At 67.9% G+C, this 16,071-nt stretch carries 15 protein-coding genes; 10 read left to right on the top strand and 5 right to left on the bottom strand.

Translation table 11 applies throughout. The features are described from left to right. Positions 1-347 precede the first annotated feature (347 nt). From ACIPRI_RS03885 to ACIPRI_RS03875, 3 genes are read right to left on the bottom strand one after another with little or no spacing between them, the layout of a single operon-like run. Entirely contained in the window at positions 348-1,754 is a 1,407-nt protein-coding gene (locus tag ACIPRI_RS03885) for an amidohydrolase family protein (RefSeq protein ID WP_446588684.1), read from the bottom strand. A 19-nt stretch (positions 1,755-1,773) separates the two neighbouring features. After that, the gene (locus ACIPRI_RS03880) at positions 1,774-2,526 is read right to left on the bottom strand and encodes a TSUP family transporter (protein ID WP_446588682.1); all 753 of its coding nucleotides are present in this window, start codon (positions 2,524-2,526) and stop codon (positions 1,774-1,776) included. Between the two features lie 18 nt (positions 2,527-2,544). Next, complete coding sequence (locus ACIPRI_RS03875; RefSeq protein WP_446588680.1) at positions 2,545-3,531, bottom strand: Bug family tripartite tricarboxylate transporter substrate binding protein; 987 nt, start codon at positions 3,529-3,531, stop codon at positions 2,545-2,547. Positions 3,532-3,656: 125 nt separating this feature from the next. Between ACIPRI_RS03875 and ACIPRI_RS03870 the strand changes: the two genes are divergently transcribed. The 8 genes from ACIPRI_RS03870 (at position 3,657) to ACIPRI_RS03835 (ending at position 12,458) form a co-directional block, all read left to right on the top strand. After that, positions 3,657-4,376 (top strand): GntR family transcriptional regulator, encoded by a 720-nt coding sequence (locus tag ACIPRI_RS03870; protein WP_446588678.1) that lies wholly within the window; start codon positions 3,657-3,659, stop codon positions 4,374-4,376. 148 nt (positions 4,377-4,524) lie between these two features. Continuing rightward, positions 4,525-4,944: a Fur family transcriptional regulator gene (locus ACIPRI_RS03865; protein WP_446588676.1), complete on the top strand. Its 420-nt coding sequence runs from the start codon at positions 4,525-4,527 to the stop codon at positions 4,942-4,944. Between the two features lie 298 nt (positions 4,945-5,242). After that, positions 5,243-5,998, top strand: a complete 756-nt coding sequence (locus tag ACIPRI_RS03860; protein ID WP_446620372.1) for a metal ABC transporter ATP-binding protein — start codon at positions 5,243-5,245, stop codon at positions 5,996-5,998. Continuing rightward, positions 5,995-6,867 carry a metal ABC transporter permease gene (locus ACIPRI_RS03855; RefSeq protein WP_446588674.1) on the top strand — a complete coding sequence of 291 codons (873 nt, stop codon included), beginning with the start codon at positions 5,995-5,997 and terminating at the stop codon, positions 6,865-6,867. Before ACIPRI_RS03860 ends, ACIPRI_RS03855 begins: the two co-directional genes overlap by 4 nt. 1 nt (position 6,868) lies before the next feature. Continuing rightward, positions 6,869-7,756, top strand: coding sequence for a metal ABC transporter substrate-binding protein (locus tag ACIPRI_RS03850; protein ID WP_446588672.1), 888 nt, complete (start codon positions 6,869-6,871; stop codon positions 7,754-7,756). A gap of 34 nt (positions 7,757-7,790) precedes the next feature. Further along, complete coding sequence (locus ACIPRI_RS03845) at positions 7,791-8,825, top strand: CobW family GTP-binding protein (RefSeq protein ID WP_446588670.1); 1,035 nt, start codon at positions 7,791-7,793, stop codon at positions 8,823-8,825. Continuing rightward, positions 8,822-10,939: a TonB-dependent receptor gene (locus tag ACIPRI_RS03840; protein WP_446588668.1), complete on the top strand. Its 2,118-nt coding sequence runs from the start codon at positions 8,822-8,824 to the stop codon at positions 10,937-10,939. Before ACIPRI_RS03845 ends, ACIPRI_RS03840 begins: the two co-directional genes overlap by 4 nt. A gap of 13 nt (positions 10,940-10,952) precedes the next feature. Further along, on the top strand, positions 10,953-12,458 hold the full coding sequence (locus tag ACIPRI_RS03835) for a PepSY domain-containing protein (protein ID WP_446588666.1): 1,506 nt from the start codon (positions 10,953-10,955) through the stop codon (positions 12,456-12,458). Positions 12,459-12,512: 54 nt separating this feature from the next. Here ACIPRI_RS03835 and ACIPRI_RS03830 read toward each other — a convergent pair whose 3' ends face one another. Further along, a complete protein-coding gene (locus ACIPRI_RS03830; protein ID WP_446588664.1) occupies positions 12,513-14,132 on the bottom strand; it encodes a DUF1254 domain-containing protein in 1,620 nt (539 codons plus the stop codon). A gap of 113 nt (positions 14,133-14,245) precedes the next feature. Between ACIPRI_RS03830 and ACIPRI_RS03825 the strand changes: the two genes are divergently transcribed. Continuing rightward, complete coding sequence (locus ACIPRI_RS03825; protein ID WP_446588662.1) at positions 14,246-14,860, top strand: response regulator transcription factor; 615 nt, start codon at positions 14,246-14,248, stop codon at positions 14,858-14,860. Between the two features lie 20 nt (positions 14,861-14,880). On the opposite strand, the gene ACIPRI_RS03820 is transcribed toward ACIPRI_RS03825, so the two are convergent. Then, entirely contained in the window at positions 14,881-15,351 is a 471-nt protein-coding gene (locus tag ACIPRI_RS03820) for a hypothetical protein (protein ID WP_446588660.1), read from the bottom strand. 195 nt (positions 15,352-15,546) lie between these two features. On the opposite strand from ACIPRI_RS03820, the gene ACIPRI_RS03815 reads away from it, so the two are divergent. After that, positions 15,547-16,017 (top strand): 2,4'-dihydroxyacetophenone dioxygenase family protein, encoded by a 471-nt coding sequence (locus tag ACIPRI_RS03815; RefSeq protein ID WP_446588658.1) that lies wholly within the window; start codon positions 15,547-15,549, stop codon positions 16,015-16,017. Positions 16,018-16,071: the final 54 nt, after the last annotated feature.

Here is a 16,071-nt window from a genome sequence, read left to right as displayed (position 1 = left end):
CGGCCGCAAGGCTATGGTGAAGGCGTGCTCCAGCCCACGAACAGTGCATGTGCGCTGGCGGCGAAAGCCGAAGTGGGAAGAAAATCCCTCGCCGCAAGGCGTGCCGGTTCGATTCCGGCCTCGGGTACCAGTCTCGAAAGCCGCCCCTGCTTCTGCCGGGGCGGCTTTTTATTTGGCAGCGCTCAGGGAATTGCCGCAGGGCGCAGCGTCGGCCATGCGGCGAAGGAACGTTTGCAGCGCCACGCGGTCCAACCAACGAAGCTTGCAAGTACGTCGACTCTAAAAGGTCGGCGGCTCTCCAGGGCCATCAGCGTGGACCACCCACCGTTGGCCCTCTTTTTTGGGGCCTACGATGCTGCCGACCGAAGCTGCCGGGCTCGATGCTCGTCAGCCACCGGGTGCACACGCTGAATGGGTGCCTGCTGCACGTCACGACGTGCAATGGCGGCCACTTCCGACATCAGGCCGCGCGCGTCCCAATCGAGCGGCCAGCCCTTCCACAGGCGCAGCGCCCCGTTGACGAACACGGCCTCGATCTGATCGCGATTGGCCAGGCGCACCAACTCCCAGGTCAGGTCCCAGCTCGGCACGAACTCCGGGACGTCGAGGTCGAGCAGCAGGAAGTCTGCGGCCAAGCCTTCGGCAATGCGCCCCGTGACCGAGCCCAGGCCCGCGGCCGCGGCGCCTTCGTGTGTGGCGTGGTCGAGCCAGAGCCAGCCGCCGCCGCAGGAGGAGTCGCCTTTGGCCAAGCCGTGGGTGAGCCGCTGCGTGGCTTCGGCCGAATCCATCAGCCGGAAGCCGTCGGCGCGCGTTCCGTCGGTGCCCAGGCCGAAAGGCACGCCGAGCATGCCGATGAGGCCGGCATCGAGCACCGCGTTGCCCTTCCATGCGCTGGCCACCGGGTTGTAGGCGACTGCGGCGCCGCTGTCGCGCAGCAGACCGATCTCGCGCGGCGTCAGCAGCGTGGCATGCGCCAGCAGGCCCGAGGCGTTGAGCGCGCCACAGGCATGCAGCAATTCGAGCGGGCGCAGGCCCCGCGCCACCAGCGAGCGCTCGACCGCGGCCAGGTGTTCGTTCACATGGGTCTGGAAGCGGCGGCCGCTCTCCAGCGTCAGCGCCGCGACCTCGCGCAACATGCGGTCGCTGGCGGCCTCGGGAATCGAGATCGCCAGCGAGGGATGCACCAGGGCGTCGTGTTCGAGCCGGGCCAGGAAGTCCTGCGCGGCATCGAAGATGCGGCGCCTAGCCGCTTCGTCGCCTTCGAGCCCGGCGTCGTTGCAGATCATGCCGAGCACGCAGCGAATGCCGGTGTCGCGCGCCGCGCCGGCGACGGCGTCCAGCCCGGCCTCGGAGCGTGTGCCGGCGTCCACCACCGTCGTGAAGCCGCCGCGCAGCGACTCCAGCGCGGAGAGCTTGGTGGCAAGGTAGGCCGCATCGGCATCCAGCGTCGACTCCATCGGCACCCAGATGCGCCGGAAGATCTCGGAGGGCTCGCCGAATGCCAGCGCCTTGCCGAAGGACTGCGTGAGATGGGTGTGGGAGTCGACCAGGCCGGGCATCAGGAGGCGCTGCGGCAAGGCAAGCGGCGCGATGCCCGGATGCGCTGCGGCAACCTCGGCCAGCGGCCCGACGGCAGCAAAGCGGCCCTTGCGCACCAGCACCCCCATGGCCTGCCGCGGTCCCTCGGGAAGCATCAGCCATTCGGGTGCGAGCAGCAGGTCGCCGCGGGTGTCCAGGAGGTCGGGAGAAATCATGATGGCTCCGGAAGAAGGTTCAGTTCAGCAACAGCCAGGCGAACCACGCGCCCACCGCCAGCAGAAGCAGCGACACCAGGCGCTGGAGTTGAAGCGTGTCCAGGCGGGCCGCGGCGCGCTGGCCCGCGATCGAGCCGGCCAGCATCAAGAGGCCGAACAGCAACGCGAGCCGCAGGTCGAGCCGGCCTTCGATCGCATGCACGGTGCTGCTCGCGAGCGCCACGGGCAGCTGGATGGCCTGGGCCGCGACCACCGCGAAGAGCACTGGCTGGCGCAGCAGCATCAATAGCGGCAGCACCAGCACCGGCCCGCCCGTGCCGGTAAGGGCCGATCCCATGCCGACCACCACGCCGACGGCCAGGAGCGCCGTGCCGGAGAGCGGGGCGGCCGCTGGCGGCGCGCTGGCCGCCGGGCGCAGCAGGCCGCGCCAGCCGGAAAACAACACCAGTGCGGTCACGCCCGCCATCAGAGCGTTCGCTGGCAACCAGCGCACCAACAGCGCGCCCGCGGCCGCGCCGGCGAGCGCACCGGCCAGCAGGGGTGCGCAGCGCGCCGCCAGTGCCGGCTGCCGGCGCAGCGGCCCGAGCGCCACCAGGGCCGGCAAGGCAAAGCCCAACGACGCCGCCGCAATCGCCTGCGGCACAGGCACGCCGCCCAGCTTGGTCAGCACCGGCACCAGCAGCACGCCTCCGATGCCCACGGCGCCGATCAGCGCGCCGGCCAGCACGATGGCCGGCAGCACGATCCAGGCGCTCGTCAGCGTCATCAGCATGGGGCGGCGCCTCGGGGCCTACTCGACCTTGATGCCGGCGGCCTGGACGACGCCGGCGATGGCCTTGCGCTCCTTCGCCAGGTAGTCGGCAAAGGCCTGTCCGGAGATCACTTGCGGCTTGACCGCAACTTCGCCGAGCTTGCGAACGATCTCCGGGTCCTTGAGCGTGCTGTCGATCGCGGCCACCCAGGCGGCGACAACCGTGGCGGGCGTGCCGGCCGGCGCCAGCACGCCAAGCCAGGAATCCATCTCGAGGCCCTTGAGTTCAGGCGTTTCCGCCAGCGTGGGAATCGAAGGCGCGCTCGGCGAACGGGCCAGCGAGGTGACGCCGAAGGCCTTGACCTTGCCGTCCTTGATGAAGGGCTGCGCCAGCGTCAGGGGCAGCACCGCGAGGTCGACCTGCCCGCCCGCGACGTCGGTCAGCACCTGCGGGCCCGACTTGTAGGGCACGTGCACGATGTCGATGCCCGCGCGCTGCTTGAACATCTCGGCCGTGACGTGCAGCGAGGTGCCGACGCCGTCGGTGCCGAAGTTGAGCTTGCCGGGCTGCGCCTTCGCCAACTTGATGAGTTCGGCCGCCGTGCTTGCCGGCAGCGTTGCCTTGCCGATTAGCACGAAGGGCGAGGTGCCCACGGTCGCGACCGGCACGAAGTCCTTGAAGGTGTCGTAGCGTACCGCCGAGGGCGCCACCAGCGGCGCAACGTTCAGCGGGCTGGCCACGGCGAATAGCATCGTATAGCCGTCCGCCGGCGCGCGCGCCACCTTCTGCGTGCCGATGGTGCCGGCCGCGCCGGCCACGTTTTCGATCACCACCGGCTGCTTGAGCGCTTCGCCCAACTTGGCAGTGAGCAGGCGCGCCGTGGCGTCGACGCCGCCGCCGGCCGAGAACGGCACAATCAGCGAGATCGGCTTGGCGGGATAGCCTTGGGCCTGGACGGCACCGAAGATGGCGCCGAGCGCGAACGCGGCGGCGGTGGAACGAAAAAGGGTTCGGGTTGCAGACATGGTCGTTTCCTCGGTCGATGAATGAACGGAAAGAAAAGCACCCAGACAGTGCGAGAGAATACTCGTTATGACAAGGTATAACAAGCAACGCAAACGGCATGCCAAGGGTTATTCCGGGATCCTCGATGTCTGAACTTCCGCAAACGCTGCACGCGCAGCTTCGGGACGACCTGCGCGCCCGCATCCTCGACGGCCGGCTTGCGCCGGGGGCCAAGCTGCCCTCGGAAGCCGAAATGACGGCCGAGCATGGCGTGAGCCGAATCACGGTGCGCCAGGCACTGGGGGCGCTTCAGGCCGAGGGCTTGATCGTCAAACTGCACGGAAAAGGTGCCTTCGTGTCTCATCCGAAGGCGGCGCAGAGCCTCAACCGGCTGCAGGGCCTGAACGAGGCACTGGCCCTGGGGCAGCACGCCGTCAGCAGCAAGCGTCTTGCATGGCGCGAAATCAAGGCGCCGCCCGCCGTGGCGCGTCAATTGCGGCTCGCACCGGGGGAGAGCGTCTACCACCTGCAGACGCTGCGCTACCTGGACCGAGAGCCGCTCTCGGTCAACAGCTCGTACCTGCCCCGTTTTCTGGGCGAGAAGCTGGCGCGGGTAGATTTCTCCCAGCGCGACCTGATCGACGTCTTCGAGCACGAGGGCGGCCTGAAGATCGGCGAGGCCCAGCTCGAGATCAGCGCAGGGCTGGCCCGCCCGCAAGACGCCAGGTTGCTGCACCTGGCGCACGGTGCGCCGGTGCTGCAGGTCGAGCGCCTACTGCACCTGGCGGACGGCGAGCCCATCCATGTCGAGATCGCAACCTATCGCGCCGACACCTTTCGCTACAAGCTCAGCTTGCGGCGCTGATGCGCAACCGCAGGTTCGGATGTTCGCGCCGCCGGCGCTGTAGCTTCCACGGCGCAGATCAGCGTTGAGCTGCGCTCCGGGTGGACTCCTGATGGGAATGGACTCTCAATAGAATCATGGCTCCCCGGCATCCACGAGAACCGAGATCATGGAACGATCAACCCGTCAACGAACCGCCATCCACGCTGCGATCGCTGCTGCGCAGCGCCCGTTGTCGCCGCAGGAAGTGCTCGAGGCGGCCCGTGCTGACGTACCGGCGCTGGGTGTGGCGACCGTCTATCGCAGTCTTCGCGCGCTGGTCGAGGAGGGTGCGATCGAGGCGGTCACCCTGCCCGGGGACACGCCTCGCTATGAGATGACTGGGCAGGGGCATCACCACCATTTCCAGTGCAACGTCTGTCATCGCGTCTTCGACATTCACGCATGCCCCGGTGGTCTCGGGCATCTGGCGCCACAGGGCTTCTCGGTGGAGAGCCACGACATCACCCTGTACGGGCGATGTGATGACTGTCAGCCCAAGGCGTCCAAACGACACCCAGCGTCGCGCAAGGGTTCGGGCACGGCGTAGCGTCGACCGTCGCCGGCGGCGACGACATCGCCAGGCGCAATCGAGGTTCCGGTGAGCCCAGACCCGGGGTTGCCGGATGGTCCGAGCTTGAACGATAATGAGAAGTCATTATCAAAAACAAGCGCGGCAATCTCATGTCATCCAGCTCGCTCCCGCAGCCACCCGGTCAGAGGGGTGCCGACCCTCGAAGGGCCAGCCCTGTCCCCAGTCTGCTGATGACGGGCGTCTGGAGGAGGGTGTTGGGAGCGCTGGCCCTGATGGCCCTGCTCTGGCTGGCCGTCGCGTGGGCACTGGGCTGATGGACGGGCCGCTCGACGCCGCGTCCATCCGGCTGCGCAACCTCACGGTGGCCTACCGTGGGCATCCGGCCGTGCACCACCTGTCGGGAGAGTTCGCGCCGGGCTCGCTGACTGCCGTGGTCGGGCCCAACGGCGCTGGCAAGACCAGCCTGCTGGCCGCCATCATGGGGCGCGTGCGGCCGGCCGGCGGCGAAGTGCAGTTCGGCGCGGGCTCGCGCAGCCGCATGGCCTGGCTGCCACAGCAGGCCGAGATCGACCGCAGCTTTCCGATCCGGGTGTTCGACCTCGTCGCGCTCGGACACTGGTCCCGGATCGGAAGTCTTGGCGGCCTGCGCACGGCGCAGCACGACGCGGTGCTTCGCGCTCTGGACGCGGTCGGCCTCGGGGGCTTCGAGCGGCGCGGCATCGCCGAACTGTCGGCGGGCCAGTTCCAGCGCGTGCTGTTCGCGCGCGTGCTGCTGCAGGACGCGCCGGTGATCCTGCTCGACGAGCCCTTCAACGCCATCGATGCGCGCACCACCGCCGATCTGCTGTCGGTGGTCGCGCGCTGGCACGCCGAGGCGCGCACCGTCATCGCGGTGCTGCACGACCTCGAACAGGTGCGCCAGCATTTCGACCGCACGCTGCTGATGGCGCGGCGCTGCATCGCCTGGGGCCCCACGGCGGAAGTGCTGCACGCCGAGAACCTGTTTCGCGCGCGACAGATGGCCGAAGCCTGGGACGACGATGCGCCACTCTGCGAGGAGGCGGCATGACGGCGGCCTCCCTGTTCATCCAGCCTTTCGCTGAATACGCCTTCATGCGCCGTGCATTGGTGGCCACGCTGGCGCTGAGCATGGGCAGCGCGCCGATGGGCACGCTGCTGGTGCTGCGGCGCATGAGCCTGGTCGGAGACGCGATGGGCCATGCGCTGCTGCCGGGCGCGGCGCTGGGTTTTCTGGTCGCCGGCTTCTCGCTCGCGGCAATGAGTGCGGGCGGATTCGCCGCCGCGCTGGCGGTGGCGCTGGCCGCGGGCTTCGTCACGCGATCCACCTCGCAGCGTGAAGACGCGAGCTTTGCCGCCTTCTACCTGATCGCGCTGGCGCTGGGCGTGATGCTGGTCTCCACCCGCGGCAGCAGCGTGGACCTGATGCATCTGCTGTTCGGCTCCATCCTCGCCGTCGACGACGCGGCGCTGCTGCTCATCGCCAGTGTCGCGAGCCTGACGCTGGTCGTGCTGGCGGTGATCTATCGCCCGCTGGTGGTCGAATGCCTGGACCCGGGCTTCCTGCGCAACGTCGGCGGACGCGGCTCCCTGGTGCACGGCATTTTCCTGATGCTGACCGTGGCGAACCTGGTGGCCGGCTTTCAGGCGCTGGGAACCCTGATGGCGGTCGGCTTGATGATGCTGCCCGCCACGGCGGCCCGCTTCTGGGCCGGCGAGCTATGGCGCCTTGCGCTGGTGGCGGCCGGCATTGCGGCGGCCTCCGGCTTTCTGGGGTTGCTGCTCTCGTTCCACGCCCAGTGGCCCTCGGGGCCCGCCATCGTGCTGGTGGCCGGTGCCGCCTACCTGATCTCCGTCATCGCGGGTCCGCGCGACGGCCTCCTTTGGCGCCAGCTGCGCCGCTCTCACCGGAAAGCATGAGATGAATCCCTCCCGTCGATCGACGATCGCGACGCTGCTGGCGCTGGCCGTGCCGTCGGCGCTGGCGCAACCCGCGCGCCTGCTGAAAGTCGTCGCCAGCTTTTCCATACTGGCGGACCTTGCTCGCGAGGTGGGCGGGAGCGCCGTGGAGGTCGTGGCGCTGGTCGGGCCCAACGCCGATGCCCATGTGTTCGAGCCCAGTCCGGCCGATGCCCGCCGACTCGCCACCGCCGACCTGGTCGTCGTCAACGGCCTGGGCTTCGAGGGCTGGATGGATCGCCTGGTGCGCGCCTCCGGTTATGGCGGTCCGATCACTGTGGCCAGTGCCGGCGTTGCCGCACGGTGGCTCGGCCGTGGACCCGACCCGCATGCCTGGCAGGACCTGGCGAACACGCAGCGCTACGTTTTGAACCTGCGCGACGCTCTGAGCCGCGCGCGGCCCGCGCTCGCCACCGAGTTCGGCCAGCGCTCGGCCCAGTACATCCAACGCCTTCAAGCCCTCGATCGCGAAGTGCGCGCACGATTCGACGCCGTCCCGCGTCCCCAGCGCCGCGTGATCACCTCGCACGATGCCTTCGGCTACTTCGCCGCCGCCTATGACATCCAGTTCCTCGCGCCGCAGGGCGTAAGCACCGACAGCGAGGCGTCGGCGGCCGCGGTGGCGCGGCTGATCGACCAGATCCGGCGCCACGACGTGCGCGCGGTGTTCGTCGAGAACATCGCCGACCCGCGCCTGGTCGAGCGCATCGCGCGCGAGGGTGGCGCGGCCGTGGGAGGCCGGCTGTACTCCGACGCGCTGTCGCCCCCCGGAACCGAGGCTGACACCTATCTGAAACTCTTCGCCCACAACGCCAGGACCATCGCCTCCGCGCTCCTCGGCCCGCGCTGAGGTCTTCGACCCACCCTCACTCCAGGAACCAGTCATGAGTCTCATCCCCGTCACCATCCTCACCGGCTTTCTCGGCAGCGGCAAGACCACCTTGCTCAACCGCATCCTGACGGAGCAGCATGGCCAGCGCGTGGCCGTGATCGAGAACGAGTTCGGCGAAGCCGGCATCGATAACGAGCTGCTGGTGCAGGAGGAGGGCGAGCAGATCGTCGAGATGAACAACGGCTGCATCTGCTGCACCGTGCGCGGCGACCTGGTGCGCATCCTGGGCGAACTGGCGCAGCGCAGAAAGAGCGGCAGCGCGAAGTTCGAGCGCGTGATCATCGAGACCACTGGGCTGGCAGATCCCGCGCCCGTGGCACAGACCTTTTTCGTCGACGAGGAAATCAGCCAGACCTATCTGCTCGACGCCATCGTCACAGTGGTCGATGCCAAGCACGCCACCGCGCAACTCGACGCGCACCACGAAGCGCAGGAACAGGTGGGGTTCGCCGACCGCATCCTGTTGTCGAAGACAGACCTCGTCTCTGCCGAAGAAGCGCATGCGCTGGAGCAACGCCTTCGGCGCATGAATCCGCGTGCTCCCATCGCCGCAGTGCATTTCGGCCAGACGCCGATCGATGACCTGCTCGACATCCGCGGCTTCAATCTGAACGCGATCCTGGAGATCGAACCCGAGTTCCTGACCGACGTGGACCATGCGCACGACGATGACGTGACGAGCTTCGTCTTCCGCGCGCAGCGTGCCTTCGATGGGGAAAGGCTGGAGGACTTCTTTGGAGCCATCCTCCGCATCTATGGCACCCAGATGATGCGCTACAAGGGCGTGATCGCGGTGGAGGGCCGCGACGAGCGGGTCGTGCTGCAAGGCGTCCACATGCTCATGGGCACCGACACCGGCACCCCGTGGAAGGCGGGCGATCCGCGCGAAAGCCGCATCGTCTTCATCGGCAAGCAGCTACCCAAGGACGTGCTCCTGCAAGGTCTCGAACAGTGCCTGGTTCCGACAGACCCCAAGGGCGCTTCGCGGCGCAGGCAGGCAGGCCGCGCGGATGAGAAGCCGAATTGAAGACCCCGATTGTTCGCGCGCTGGCCGTGGCCGGTGCCGCGCTCGCATCGTCGTCGGCTGCCTGCGCCCAGGCGGCACTGCCGGCCGTGGAGGTGAACGGCACCCGCACCGCGCCCGGCAGCACGCTGGGCCTCGACACGCCCAACGCGGCCGGCTCGCGCCTGGGCCTCGCGCCGCGCGAAACGCCGGCCAGCGTCAGCAGCCTCGGCCGAGCCGATATCGCCGAGCTCAACCTGACCCGTGCGCAGGACGTCGCGGTCCGCATGCCCGGCATCACCGAATCGTCCGCGCCCGGCAACGGCGGCACCAGCCTTGTGGCACGCGGCTTCGCAGGCCACAACTCGGTGGCGCAGATGGTGGATGGCACGCGGCTGGTCGTGGCCGCGGGCACCATCACCTACCCGTTCTCGACCTGGCCCTTCGAGTCCGTCGAAGTGCTGCGGGGGCCGGCGTCCGTGCTGTATGGCGACGGCGCGATCGGCGCGGCGGTGAACTACGTCACCCAGCCGCCGAGCTTCGGCCGCACCGAGCGCGAGGCTTTCTTCAGCCTCGGCTCCTTCGGCACGGCGCAAGGCGGGATTGGCCTGCGCGGGCCCATCAACGAGATGCTCGCGTATTCGGTCTACGTCGACGCGGGAAGAAGCGACGGCTACCGCAGGCTTGAGGACCATGGCCGCCGCAACTACGCGCTCGCGCTGGCGGTGCGGCCGAACAGTGCCCTCAAGCTCACGTTCTCCCTCGATGGCGGCCACAACGACGATGCCCGCTACTTCGGCACGCCGCTGACCCACGGGGTGCTAGACCGGCGGTTGCGCCGCACCAACTTCAACGTGGACGATTCGATCGTCAAGTACGACGATCGCATGTGGCGCGCCAAGGTCGACTACCGGGCGAGCGACAGCGTCCGCCTGCGCAACGAGACCTACCACCTCACATCCGATCGCCATTGGCGTAATGCCGAGGCCGCCACGTTCGACAGGGCAGGCACCCTGGTGAACCGCAGCGACTATCTCGAGATCCTGCACGACCAGGAACAGACCGGAAATCGCTTCGACGCGACTTTCGACGGCAGGCTCGGCAGCCTGAGGAACCGCTTCGTCGTCGGCCTGGACTGGTACCGGACCACGCTGCTGCACACCAACAACGCCCCCTACGGTGGGGCGAGCACGGTCGATCCGTTCCATTTCGCGCCGGGCACTTTCGTCAGTCCCGTGCGCACCACGCCGGGACGGCATGCGACGCTGGAAACCACCGCGCTCTTTGCAGAGGACGTGCTCGATCTCACGCCCCGCTGGAAACTGGTGACTGGCCTGCGCAGCGACCGCATGCAGTTCGACAACAGCGACCTGCGTACAGGCGACAACCTGTCGAAGAAGTACTCGCCTCTGGCCGGACGCGCCGGCGTCGTCTGGATGCCCGGCGACACGCTGTCGCTCTACGGCCAATACGGCACTGGCACCGATCCGCTGAGCGGCGCGCTGTCGCTTCCCGGCGGCGCGGCGAACTTCGACCTCACCAAGGGCCGGCAGGTGGAGGTCGGTGCCAAGGGCGCGTTGCCAGCGGTGAACGGCGAATGGACAGTGGCGCTGTATCGCATCGAGAAGCGCAATCTGCTGTCGCGCGACCCCGAGCGGCCGGACATCACCCAGCAGGTAGGCCGCCAGTCGTCGACCGGCGTCGAACTGGCTTTCGCCGCCGAGCCGCTGCCGGGCTGGACGATCGATGCGAACGCGGCGTTCCTGCGGGCACGCTACGACGACTTCAACGAATTCGCTGCGGGAACCCTGGTCTCGCGCGCGGGCAACGTACCGGCCGGCGTGCCACAGCGCACCGCCAACCTCTGGACCGCCTACCGCTTCCTGCCGAAATGGCAGGCGGGCTTCGGCATGCGCCACGTCGGCGAGCGGCAATCCAATGCGGCCAATACGGCCCGACTGCCGGCCTACACGGTGTTCGATGCCTCGCTCGCGTACGCGTACTCGCGCAGCCTGACGTTCGCGCTCACGGTCAGGAACCTGACGGATCGCGTTTATGCCGTCTCCGGCACCGGCAATGTCCGCTGGCTGCTGGGCGCGCCGCGCACCGTGCAACTGACGGCGCGTGCGACCTTCTGACGCACCGTTCTTCATGACGATGAAGAAGGCGCTGATCTTCCTGCACAAGTGGCTGGGCATCGCGCTCGCGCTGTTCTTCATCATGTGGTTCGCGAGCGGCGTGGTGCTGTACTTCGTCCCCTTCCCGAACCTGACCCAGGCCGAGCGCCTGGGGGCGCTGCCGCCCCTGCGGCTGCGGGCGGGCTGCTGTCTCACCGCCGAGCAGGCGGCACGCCGCGCCGGACTTGGCTTCACCGAAGCACGGCTGGGCATGCACGGTGACGTTCCCGTCTGGCGCCTGCTCGTGGCGCACGCCGACCCGGCCGCTCACACGCCACTTTGGCGGGCCCTCGATGCGCGCAGCGGCGAGGTGACCCCGCCGCTGTCGGAGACGGAGGCGGCCAGGGTGGCCGAGACCTTCAGCGCGCGCCGCACGCGCAGTGCCGAGCTTCTGGAGCGCGACCAGTGGACGGTGCCGCAGGGCCTCGATCCCTACCGGCCGCTGCTGAAGGTGAGGCTCGACGGCAGTGATGGGCTGGAACTCTACGTTTCGCCGGGCGCCGCCGAAGTCGTGCGCGACACGCGCCGAGGCGAGCGCTTCTGGAACTGGCTGGGCGCGGTGCCGCACTGGATCTACCCCACCGCGCTGCGGCAGTTTCCGAAGGCCTGGCACCACGCCGTCGTGTGGATCTCCATCCCCGGCGTGCTGCTGGCCGCGACCGGGCTGGTGCTGGGCGTCTGGCAGCTCTTTCTCAACCGTTCGCGCTGGATTCCTTACCGCAAGTTCTGGTTGCGCTGGCATCACATCGCAGGCCTTGCCGCGGCCGTGTTCACGCTGAGCTGGATTTTTTCAGGGCTGATGTCGATGAATCCATTCGGCGTGTTCTCTCCACGGGGTCCGACGACGGCGGAGCGCATGCTGTGGCGGGGCGCGCCGGCGCAAGCCAGGCTTGATGTCGCGGCTGCGCTGGCGCGGGCCCAAGCCCAGGGGGTTGAGACGCGTGAGCTCGAGCTCTTCAATCTGGCAGGACAGGCCTGGTACCGGCTGCGCGGCGCTGACCGCGACCTGCTGGTGCGCGCCGACATCGAGACGCCGTTGCCGCAGCCGCAAGCCGTGGCTGCGCTTCCCGACGATCTCGTCATTGCCACGCTCGCCGGGCTGCGCAAGGAAGCGGGCTCGCCGGCCGTGCGCCGCATCGTGGCCTACGACGAGCTTTACTACACCCGTGATCCCGCCGGCCCGGACGCACGCCACCAGCGTCCGCTGCCCGCGTGGCGCGCCGACTGGACCGACGGGACCACCCTCTACGTTGACGCGGCTTCGGGAGGAATGCTGCTGCGCGTCGATCGCGCCGGGCGCTGGCAGCGCATCCTGTACAACGGCCTGCACAGCTTCGACTTCGCGCCGCTGCTGGCGCGGCCGTGGCTGCGCCACTCGCTGGTGGTGGGGTTGTCGATGCTGGGCCTGGCGCTGTGCATCACCTCGTGCGTCATCGCCTGGCGTGCCCTGGGGGTGGCGTCGCGTCGGCGCAGTCCTTGAAGCCGACACGCGCGGAGTTCAGTGATGCCCTTTCCAAGGGCGGACTCCGAACCGCTACTTCGACGCAACGATCCCCGGGGGTTTCCAGGTTCCTGCACCGGCCGGCAGGATCGAAGGCGGCGACTCCTTGGGCCAGTACAGGCGCATGACCAGGTAGACGGTGTCGTTCGGCGCGGGCAGCCAGTTGGCTTCGAGCGCCTTGCCGGGCGAGTCCTTCTGGATGTAGAGCGTGAGCGAGCCGTCGGCGTTCTTCTTCATCGCCGGCAGCATCGGCGAGTTGATGAGGTAACGGTTGATCGGGTTCTTGATCAAGAGCTGGCTCTTGCCGTCGTACATCGTGACGGACCAGAAGGAGTTGACGGGTGGAAGCTGCCCCGCGGGGAAGGTGATCGTGTACTTGTGTTTGCTGGTGTCGATCGTCTCGCCGGTCGCCGTCACGCGGGTGAGGGGGTACATCGCTTCGGCGGCGTCGTTGCCGTAGACGCCGGACTTGGCACCGGCAGCGCGCCTGAGCCAGTCGCCGTTGTAGTAGTTGCGATCTCCAAAGTATGAGCCGATGCGCCAGCCGTTGATGCTCTTCACCGCGCTCGCCATGTACTTCTCGACCTTCTCGTCACCTTCCTTCATGGCCAGCAGAATCGCGGCCTTGTGTTCCAGCGAAAGATCCTTGAACTCGAAAGTCTTGCCCGGCCCCATGCCGATGCGGGCGAGCCGGGCCCGAAGCGCCTTGTCTTCGGGGGTCACTGGCACGTACTGAAGCGCGGCGTCCAGGTATTCGAAGTAGTTCTGCTTGATCCCGGCCGTGGTGGCCGGCAGGAAATTGACGGCCGGAGCGGCCGGCGGCGCGGGTCGCTTCAGAAACGCGGACAGCGGCTGCGCCTTGTAGCCAGCCTGCACCTTCTCGACGTTCGAGATGTCCTTCGGGCTGAAGAGTTGCGTGCGGAAAAGCGAGAGTGAATAGGGGGTCGTCGAGGCGAAGACTTTCTTGATGCCAGGAGGCGTCTGGCCTTTCCAGTCCGGGCCGACCACCATGTAATGGCCCGGCTCGTTGCCGGTGGCGCGGGTGCCGATGTAGCCGTAGTTGTAGGTATTGCCGTCGATCAGCTGCACCGAGTAGTAGCGCTTTCTTTCCACGGCGGGCACCGAAATCACCATTGGCTCCGCGCGCAGGTCCAGCCAGAGCACGGAATAGGGGGTGTCGCTGTTGGGCGTGACGACCGCCGTATCCTCGTAGGTGGCAACGTGGTGCTCGTTGCTGATCTTGTTGAAAGGCGCCTTGAACTGGCTGGACTTCGAGTCAACGGCGAACTCATACATCACGGCATAGTTCATCACGATCGGGAGACCGTAGATGAAGGCCTCTTCGGCGATCGCCTTGGTCTCCGCGATGCTCGGTGCAGCGATGCCTTTGGCAGCATCGGCCTTTGCCCCCAGGTTGATCGGATCGACCTTACTGGCGCAGCCAGCCGTCAGGCTGATCGCCGCGGCAAGCACCGTGAGCCATTTCATCCGTTCCGTTTTCATTTTGTCCTTCTGCCTTTCAGATCTTGATCCGCGCACCGTTGCAGCGGGCCCGCGCGATGATGACACCGGCCCCAATGGGCTGGCGGTTTTCTTGCACGCACGGCGACGCCGGTATCGAACGAGAATAGGCATTCGCAGCGCCGCCCGCACCTGCCCTTTCGGGAAGGTGGCGGTGAGTCTCCCGAGAACCCAAAGCAGGATGCGCTACCCGACATGAGTGTTGTTGTCACCGTCATCTGGCCCGTGATCGCTGCGGAGGCAGCGTGAGCGGCAGCGTAGCCATCGTCCACATCGTCGACGACGATGCGTCCTTTCTCGCGGCGACCGCTCGCCTGCTCGCGGCCAGCGGCTTTGCAGTGAAGACCTTTGCCGGTGCCGGCGAATTTCTCGCGCAATGCGGGCCGGACACCCGGGGCTGCGTGATCGCCGACCTGCAGATGCCGGGGCTCGACGGCCTGGCACTGCAGGATGCGCTTGCGCGCTTGCCCAACCCGTTGCCGCTGCTCTTTCTCACCGGCGCGGGCGACATCCCCTCGAGCGTGCGCGCGATGCGCCTGGGCGCCGAGGACTTCCTGGAAAAGCGCGCCCCGCGCGAGGAACTGCTGGACGCGGTGCGCCGCGCCCTGGCGCGCGACCTGCACGAGCGGGAGCAAAGGGCAGGGCAGGAGACGCTGCAGGCCCGCTTCGACAAGCTCTCCGAGCGCGAGCGCGAAGTGCTTTCGCACGTGCTGCTCGGGCGGCTCAACAAGCAGATGGCGGACGACATGCGGATCAACGAGCGCACCGTCAAGCTGCACCGCTCGGCCATCATGTCCAAGCTGGGCGTGCGCTCGGTGGCCGAGCTGGCGCGCCTCGCCCAGGACGCCGGGGTCCGGTAACTTGCGCCTGAGGGCGTCGCCTACTTGACCGTGTAGCCGCGGCCTTCCAGGCAGGCGGCGCGCGCCTTGGCGAAACCGGCCTGCTGCTGCTGCTGAGTGGCAGCAGCCTGCTGCTTGGCCGACGTGGCCGCCGCCGCGTTCTGGCGCCGGCTTTGCCCACGCGCGGCCATGGCGCCGGCGGCGGCACCGGCACCCGCGTCATCGCTGACGATCTCGCCGGCCACGGCACCGCGCATGGCACCGCGGGCGCCGGCGCCGGGCGTGCTGCCGGTGGCGGTGGTGGGCGGCTTGGCGGCGGCCGTGGGTGGTGGCGGCTTGGCCGGGTCGAAGCCGGTCTGCTGGACCGCCCAGGAGTGGCAGGCCGCCTCGTCGTTCTTCTGCTGCTGCGGGCTCTGCCCCTTGGCCGGATAGACGTACTGCTGCGCCCACGCGGCCTGCGAGGCCAATGCGGCCAGCCATGCCGCGCAGATCAATGTTGTTCGCTGCTTCATCTCGCCACTCTGTTCGCCGCCGCAGGCAGCGTCAACTGCCCGTTGGGGAAGGTGCAGGCCCGGGACCCGGCTTGAGGGTATGCCCGCGATTGGCGGAAATTGACAAGCAATTGTCGGCAACTGACTTTGGCGAAAGCGCGCGCACTTTCGATCATCGAGGCACCGCAAGACCTCCGCACAACGCAAGAGCACGCCATGCTTCACGAACAGATCCGCACCTCGGTGATCAACGACGAGTCGATCCCCTGGGTGCCATTCACGCCGCACAGCAGTGAGGTGCTCGTCAAGTACTTCAAGGCCGACCCGATTCGCGGCGAGACCATCCTGTTGATCAAGGCCACTGCCGGAACGCGCCTGCCCACGCACCACCACTCGGGCACGGTGCTCACCTACACCATCCAGGGCAGCTGGAAGTGCCGCGAGCACGACTGGATTGCCGGCCCCGGCAGCGTCGTGTTCGAGCCCGCCGCGTCCAGCCGCACCCCGCAGGTCCTGGCGAACAGCTGCGACCTCATCACGCTCAACATCGTCGCCGGCGATCTGATCTTCGTCGATGACGACGGGCAGGTGCTGGGCATCGAGAACTGGAAGACCGGCCTGGAGCGCTACCTGGCCTATTGCCGGACGGCCGATATCGAGCCCTCCGACATCACCGCCTTCAACTGAATTTCCCCTGCGGGGTTCGCGCCTCGCATTCACGACAAAAAAACTTCGAGGAGA

The organism is Variovorax sp. LARHSF232 (genome assembly GCF_052871435.1).
Note: the sequence above shows the minus strand (reverse complement) of the source record. Positions and strands in the feature narration are given on the sequence as shown.

Bases quoted from the DNA above. Each gene is read 5' to 3' on its own strand.
- ACIPRI_RS03885 (WP_446588684.1), bottom strand. From the start codon at position 1,754: ATGATTTCTCCCGACCTCCTGGACACCCGCGGCGACCTGCTGCTCGCA.
- ACIPRI_RS03880 (WP_446588682.1), bottom strand. From the start codon at position 2,526: ATGCTGATGACGCTGACGAGCGCCTGGATCGTGCTGCCGGCCATCGTG.
- ACIPRI_RS03875 (WP_446588680.1), bottom strand. From the start codon at position 3,531: ATGTCTGCAACCCGAACCCTTTTTCGTTCCACCGCCGCCGCGTTCGCG.
- ACIPRI_RS03870 (WP_446588678.1), top strand. From the start codon at position 3,657: ATGTCTGAACTTCCGCAAACGCTGCACGCGCAGCTTCGGGACGACCTG.
- ACIPRI_RS03865 (WP_446588676.1), top strand. From the start codon at position 4,525: ATGGAACGATCAACCCGTCAACGAACCGCCATCCACGCTGCGATCGCT.
- ACIPRI_RS03860 (WP_446620372.1), top strand. From the start codon at position 5,243: ATGGACGGGCCGCTCGACGCCGCGTCCATCCGGCTGCGCAACCTCACG.
- ACIPRI_RS03855 (WP_446588674.1), top strand. From the start codon at position 5,995: ATGACGGCGGCCTCCCTGTTCATCCAGCCTTTCGCTGAATACGCCTTC.
- ACIPRI_RS03850 (WP_446588672.1), top strand. From the start codon at position 6,869: ATGAATCCCTCCCGTCGATCGACGATCGCGACGCTGCTGGCGCTGGCC.
- ACIPRI_RS03845 (WP_446588670.1), top strand. From the start codon at position 7,791: ATGAGTCTCATCCCCGTCACCATCCTCACCGGCTTTCTCGGCAGCGGC.
- ACIPRI_RS03835 (WP_446588666.1), top strand. From the start codon at position 10,953: ATGACGATGAAGAAGGCGCTGATCTTCCTGCACAAGTGGCTGGGCATC.
- ACIPRI_RS03820 (WP_446588660.1), bottom strand. From the start codon at position 15,351: ATGAAGCAGCGAACAACATTGATCTGCGCGGCATGGCTGGCCGCATTG.
- ACIPRI_RS03815 (WP_446588658.1), top strand. From the start codon at position 15,547: ATGCTTCACGAACAGATCCGCACCTCGGTGATCAACGACGAGTCGATC.